This window comes from Actinoplanes sp. NPDC048791 (genome assembly GCF_040650095.1).
Lineage (GTDB): Bacteria > Actinomycetota > Actinomycetes > Mycobacteriales > Micromonosporaceae > Actinoplanes.
The window spans coordinates 1-4,605 of record NZ_JBEZGQ010000691.1 but is presented as its reverse complement, the minus strand read 5'-3'; the positions used below and the strand labels follow the sequence as shown (position 1 = coordinate 4,605).

At 68.2% G+C, this 4,605-nt stretch carries 7 protein-coding genes; 1 reads left to right on the top strand and 6 read right to left on the bottom strand.

Features of this window, described 5'->3' with window-relative positions; translation table 11 throughout:
• Positions 1 to 116: hypothetical protein (locus tag AB0C29_RS34645; protein ID WP_360829393.1), on the bottom strand; the 116-nt coding region annotated here is incomplete at its 3' end.
• A 103-nt stretch (positions 117 to 219) separates the two neighbouring features.
• Between AB0C29_RS34645 and AB0C29_RS34640 the strand changes: the two genes are divergently transcribed.
• Positions 220 to 1,293, top strand: coding sequence for a hypothetical protein (locus AB0C29_RS34640; protein ID WP_360829390.1), 1,074 nt, complete (start codon positions 220 to 222; stop codon positions 1,291 to 1,293).
• A 309-nt stretch (positions 1,294 to 1,602) separates the two neighbouring features.
• Here the strand turns inward: AB0C29_RS34640 and AB0C29_RS34635 are convergent, their stop codons facing one another.
• The 5 genes from AB0C29_RS34635 to AB0C29_RS34615 all read right to left on the bottom strand — a co-directional run.
• Complete coding sequence (locus AB0C29_RS34635; protein WP_360829387.1) at positions 1,603 to 2,160, bottom strand: hypothetical protein; 558 nt, start codon at positions 2,158 to 2,160, stop codon at positions 1,603 to 1,605.
• Between the two features lie 100 nt (positions 2,161 to 2,260).
• Entirely contained in the window at positions 2,261 to 2,656 is a 396-nt protein-coding gene (locus AB0C29_RS34630) for a carboxymuconolactone decarboxylase family protein (protein ID WP_360829384.1), read from the bottom strand.
• Between the two features lie 16 nt (positions 2,657 to 2,672).
• The gene (locus AB0C29_RS34625; RefSeq protein WP_360829381.1) at positions 2,673 to 3,149 is read right to left on the bottom strand and encodes a MarR family winged helix-turn-helix transcriptional regulator; all 477 of its coding nucleotides are present in this window, start codon (positions 3,147 to 3,149) and stop codon (positions 2,673 to 2,675) included.
• Positions 3,150 to 3,166: 17 nt separating this feature from the next.
• Complete coding sequence (locus tag AB0C29_RS34620) at positions 3,167 to 4,000, bottom strand: MBL fold metallo-hydrolase (protein ID WP_360829378.1); 834 nt, start codon at positions 3,998 to 4,000, stop codon at positions 3,167 to 3,169.
• A gap of 316 nt (positions 4,001 to 4,316) precedes the next feature.
• Positions 4,317 to 4,605, bottom strand: a 289-nt coding sequence (locus AB0C29_RS34615) for a hypothetical protein (RefSeq protein ID WP_360829375.1), incomplete at its 5' end; no start/stop codon positions are given.

Below are 4,605 nucleotides of genomic sequence, written 5' to 3'. Positions count from 1 at the left end.
GCGGCCTTGACGGGCGCCCGGCCGAGCCGGGCGGCGGCGTCGACGAGCCGCGGATCGGCCAGGACCGCATCGGTACGCGGGACGAGCCTGCGCCGGTCAACCGTGGCCTCAGCCACCCGAGCCTCCTCCGTCACCTGCTGGTGATCCACCGTACTGCGGGCGTCGCTGCCCGCAGCCTCGGGTACCCCGAATCACTGCCGGATCGCCATACTGACGCTCGTGAATTTCAGCGGTAAGGCGCGGAGCCCTTTCACGATCTGGCCGCGGTCGCTGCTCGGACACGTCGCTCTGCTGCTGACATTGGGGACAGCGCTCGCCGTCCTGCTCGGCGTGCTCCTCTGGGCCGGCCTCGGCAAGCCGGACCCGACCGCGCCGACCCCGACCCCGTCCGCATCGGCATCGGCGACCGCCCGCCCACTCACGGCCGCCGAACGGCTGGACAGCATCAAGCTCATCCTGGCGACGGTGGGCGGTGTCGGCGCGGTCGTCGCTCTTACCGTCGCCTACCGCAAGCAGCGCCACGGCGAGGCCGCCGAGGACCGCGAGACCGACCGCATCCTGCGGGAACGCTTCGCGAAGGCGGTGGACCAGCTGGGTCACGAGCAGGCCCGGGTACGGGTGGCCGGCGTGTACGCCCTGGCGGACCTGGCCGATGACTGGGAGAAGTCCCGGCAGATGTGCATCGACGTACTGTGCGCGTACATCCGCATGCCGTACGACCCGCACGGCGCTGAGGCCGGCGCGGGCGAACGTGAGGTACGCCGGACGCTGTTCCGGGTCATGCGCAACCACCTGCGCCCGGAGACCCGCTGGAGCGAGACGAAGTGGTCCGGCTACCGGTTCAGCTTCGAGGGCGCGGTGCTGGACAGCGGCGATCTCTCCGGGGCCGAGCTCACCTCCACCGGCCACATGACTTTCCACCGGGTGACATTCGCCGGCCGGTTCTATTTCGACGGCATGCGGCTGCACGGCGCGCCGATATGGTTCTCCAGGGCCACCTTTGCCGGGCAATCCGTCACCTTTGACCATGCCGTGCTCACCGGCAGCACGATCGACTTCTCCAATGCCACGTTCGCCGACGGAAAGGTGTCGTTCAAAAACGTTCAGGCGCCGGCTTCGGCGAACTTCGACGGAGCCAGCCATGTCGGCGGAACGGTCGACTGGGGCCCGTTCACGCCGCTGCCGCCACCACCGGTCAGCGGGCCGGCTTCCGCACTGACACGCTTGGCGAAGGCTGTGGGATCGGCTCGCTCTCGGCGCGGCGGACGTCCCGGACGAACCACGCCACCATGAGGGCCAGCCCGATTACCACGAGGATGCCGGTCCGCAAGGCCGCGACCCACGCCGTCCAGAACGATTTCCGCAGGGGCTTCACGGCCGCTTTGGTGGCTTTGTAATCGCGGTTCGCCCGATGCAGGACCGCGCGCAGATAACCGAAGAGGTAAATGGTTCCGCCCGCCAGCAGAACGATGATGAGCACCGGTCCGCTGACATTTCCCGACTGATCTTCAACGGCAAGCACGCGTCGAAGCGTGTCACTGCAAGGGGATTGTCTCAAGCAATCTTCTACCCGTTGCCTACCCCTCGTCTACCGTCGCCATTTCACGATCCGGCTCGCGTCACTGTTGGAAGTCGTCGCTCCGCGGACCGCCCGTCCGGGGACCGCCACCGGCCGTCCACCACGTCGGACACCTGCACGTCGACCGACCTGGCGATCTCGACGAACCTCTCGAAGGAGTTCAGGAAACTGAATTCGCCTCCTCGGAGCCGCCTTTCCGCCTGGACGAGCGGCTCGATCGCCACCCAGGTGCGGATCGCGCCGTGCCGGACCTGGTGAACCAGCAGGTCCGCATCGGCGAGTCCGCAAACCACCAGGTATCCGAGCATTTGATACTGCTCCGAGACGACCACAGCCGCCTCCCACATAGGATCCGGCAGGGCGTCGAAGCCGGCTTCCAGGTCGAACTCCTTCAGCTTCTCGTGCACCAGCCTCTCCTTGCGGATGAAGTCTGGATTCCGATGTGGCGCCAGCAGGTCCGTGACGACTGGGATGTGATTGCCATCGCGGGCTACTGCTACCGCTCGCCATGACAGCACGGACGACAGCGCGACGGCTGCGAAGGCTACTACCAACGAAATGACATTGAGTAACGCACCCATAGACGTAGTGTGACTACCTGCCGCAAGACAGCCCCGACTCGACCAGACGGAGACTGCATGCCGATCGGCGCGTGAGCACCACATGGCCGCGAGAGTCGAGTCACTGCTCCGCGCCGGCCGAGCGCTGCACCGCTTCCATCCCCAGCGAGGCGTACGGCTGGCCGACGTACGAGCCGAGCAGCACCATCAGCGCGGTGAGCCCCTCGAGGTCGAGACCGTTGCGGCGGGCCAGCGACAGGTAGGTCGACAGCCGCTGGCCGGTGACGTTCTGGGCCACGAGGACGGCGATCACGGCGATGCTCCGGTCCCGGTCGGTAAGGGCGGGACTCTGCCAGCCCGGGCCGCCGGCCGCCTCGTACGCCTCCTGGGTGAAGACCGGGCCGGCATGCTGCGTCATCAGCCGCTCCACCTCCGCCGGGGACACCCCGAAGTTGCGGGCGTAGATCTCCCGGCCGGCGGCGGCGCGGTCACTCAGGTCGTGCGGGGGGACGGCCATCTTCACTCCTGGTGGGTCATAGGCAGGACCCGCGGTCCGCCACGTCGCCGATCACGGTGACGAGCAACCGCCGCAGGTTCTGGATCTCGTCCGGGTCGAGGCCGGTCAGGGCCGAGGCCTCGACGGTGTCGCAGGCGGCGGCGACCTTCGTGCGCAGAGCCTCGCCGTCGGGGGTTATCACCGGGATGCGCAGCCGGCGGTCTCGCGGATCGTTGTGCCGCACGACGAAGCCGTTGCGCTCGAGCCGATCGAGCTGGCTCATCAAGGTGGTCTTGTCGAGTCCCAAGGTCTTGCCGAGCTCGCCCTGGTTGAGACCCGGGCTCTTGTGCAGGGCGCTCAGCACGATGTATTCGCGCAGCGTGAGTCCGTGCTTCTCGGCCATGTCACCGGTCGCGGCGCGCATGCGCTGGGCCGCGCGATGCAGCAGCCAGGTGATCTCGGAGTCGATGGTGGGACGCGGGCCGACGTCCCCGGGCGGTTGCGGGCTGTGCATGCGAGCACCGTACGTCTTCAGCGGGAGCGACCGGCGCCCTCGGGCACCAGCAGCGGGATGCCGTCGTAGGAGCCGAGGTCGTGCGCGGGGACGATCTGCATCAGGCCGTCGAGAGCGATCATCCGGTCGAGATCCCGGCGCACCTGGCCGGGGTCGCTGTCGGCAAGCTTGCTCATCAGCCACGGCCGTTCAGCCCGCCGGCGGATTCCGTCGATCTGCCAGGTCAGGTCGCCGATGAAGGCGTACCGCCGGCCGGCGGGCACGGTCACGAAGACGATCACCGAACCCTCGGTGTGGCCGCCGGCGTGCACTATGACGACCGAGCCGTCGCCGTGCACGTCGTAGCTCGACTCGAACTCGAGATACGGCCCGTCCGGGAACGCGTACTCGCGGATGTCGTAGCCGCGGGAGACCAGGCGGAACACTTTGCCGTCGGGGTCCTTGGCGGCGTACCGCTGCTCATCGGCATTCATCCAGAGCGGCGTGCCCCGCAGGCTGTCGAGGCCGCTCGAGTGATCCCAGTGCGAATGGGTGAGCAGCACCCCGGCCAGCCGGTCGCGGCTGTAGCCGGCGGCGTCGAGTTGCTCCTGCACCGTCCGGCCCGCCCGGTAGGGGGCGCGGACGAAGGCGGGCAGCAGCTTGATGTGCGCGGCGACGTCGGCGCCGAAGCCGGCGTCGATCAGCAGGTCCCCGTCCGGGTGCCGCACCAGGATGGCGGAGGCGGCGAACTGGCGCTTGTCGCGGAACGACCCGCCCCGGACAGCGAGAGCCGCCCGGGTCTCGTAGGTGCCGGTCGGCAGGTGGTAGATGGCCATGTCCGCGGGTGGGTGAGCGGCGGGGAGAGGAGACATGAAGAGACCGTACGAGCTGAGAACGTCTGGGGCAAGACTTTCTTGGCTCAGACTTTCTCGGCTCGGACGACTCCCCTGACCGCAACCGGCACGGGCGGCCGAACGTGCGGTTCTCCAAAGCCACCCCTGCCGGCGAATCCGTCACCTTCGACAAAGCGGGTCCGCAGCACCGTGAATTTCGCCGGCGCCACATTCGTGAACGGAAACGTTTCGTCCGGTGAGGTTCAGGCGTTTGTGGCGGCGAACTTCGACGGGATCGGGCATGTCGGAGAAATGGTCGGCCGGGCTCCGTTCACGCCGCTACCGCCACCGTCGGTCAGCGGGCCGGCTTCCGCACTGACACGCTCGGCGAAGGCGGCGGGATCGGTTCACTCTCGGCGCGGCGGACGTCCCGGACGAACCACGCCACCATGAGGGCCAGCCCGATCGCCACGAGGACGCCGGTCCGCAAGGCCGCGACCCACGCCGCCCAGAACGATTTCCGCAGGGGCTTCACGGCCGCTTTGGTGGCTTTGTAATCGCGGTTCGCACGGTGCAGGACCGCGCGCAGATAACCGAACAGGTAAATGGTTCCGCCCGCCAGCAGAACGATGATGAGCACCGGT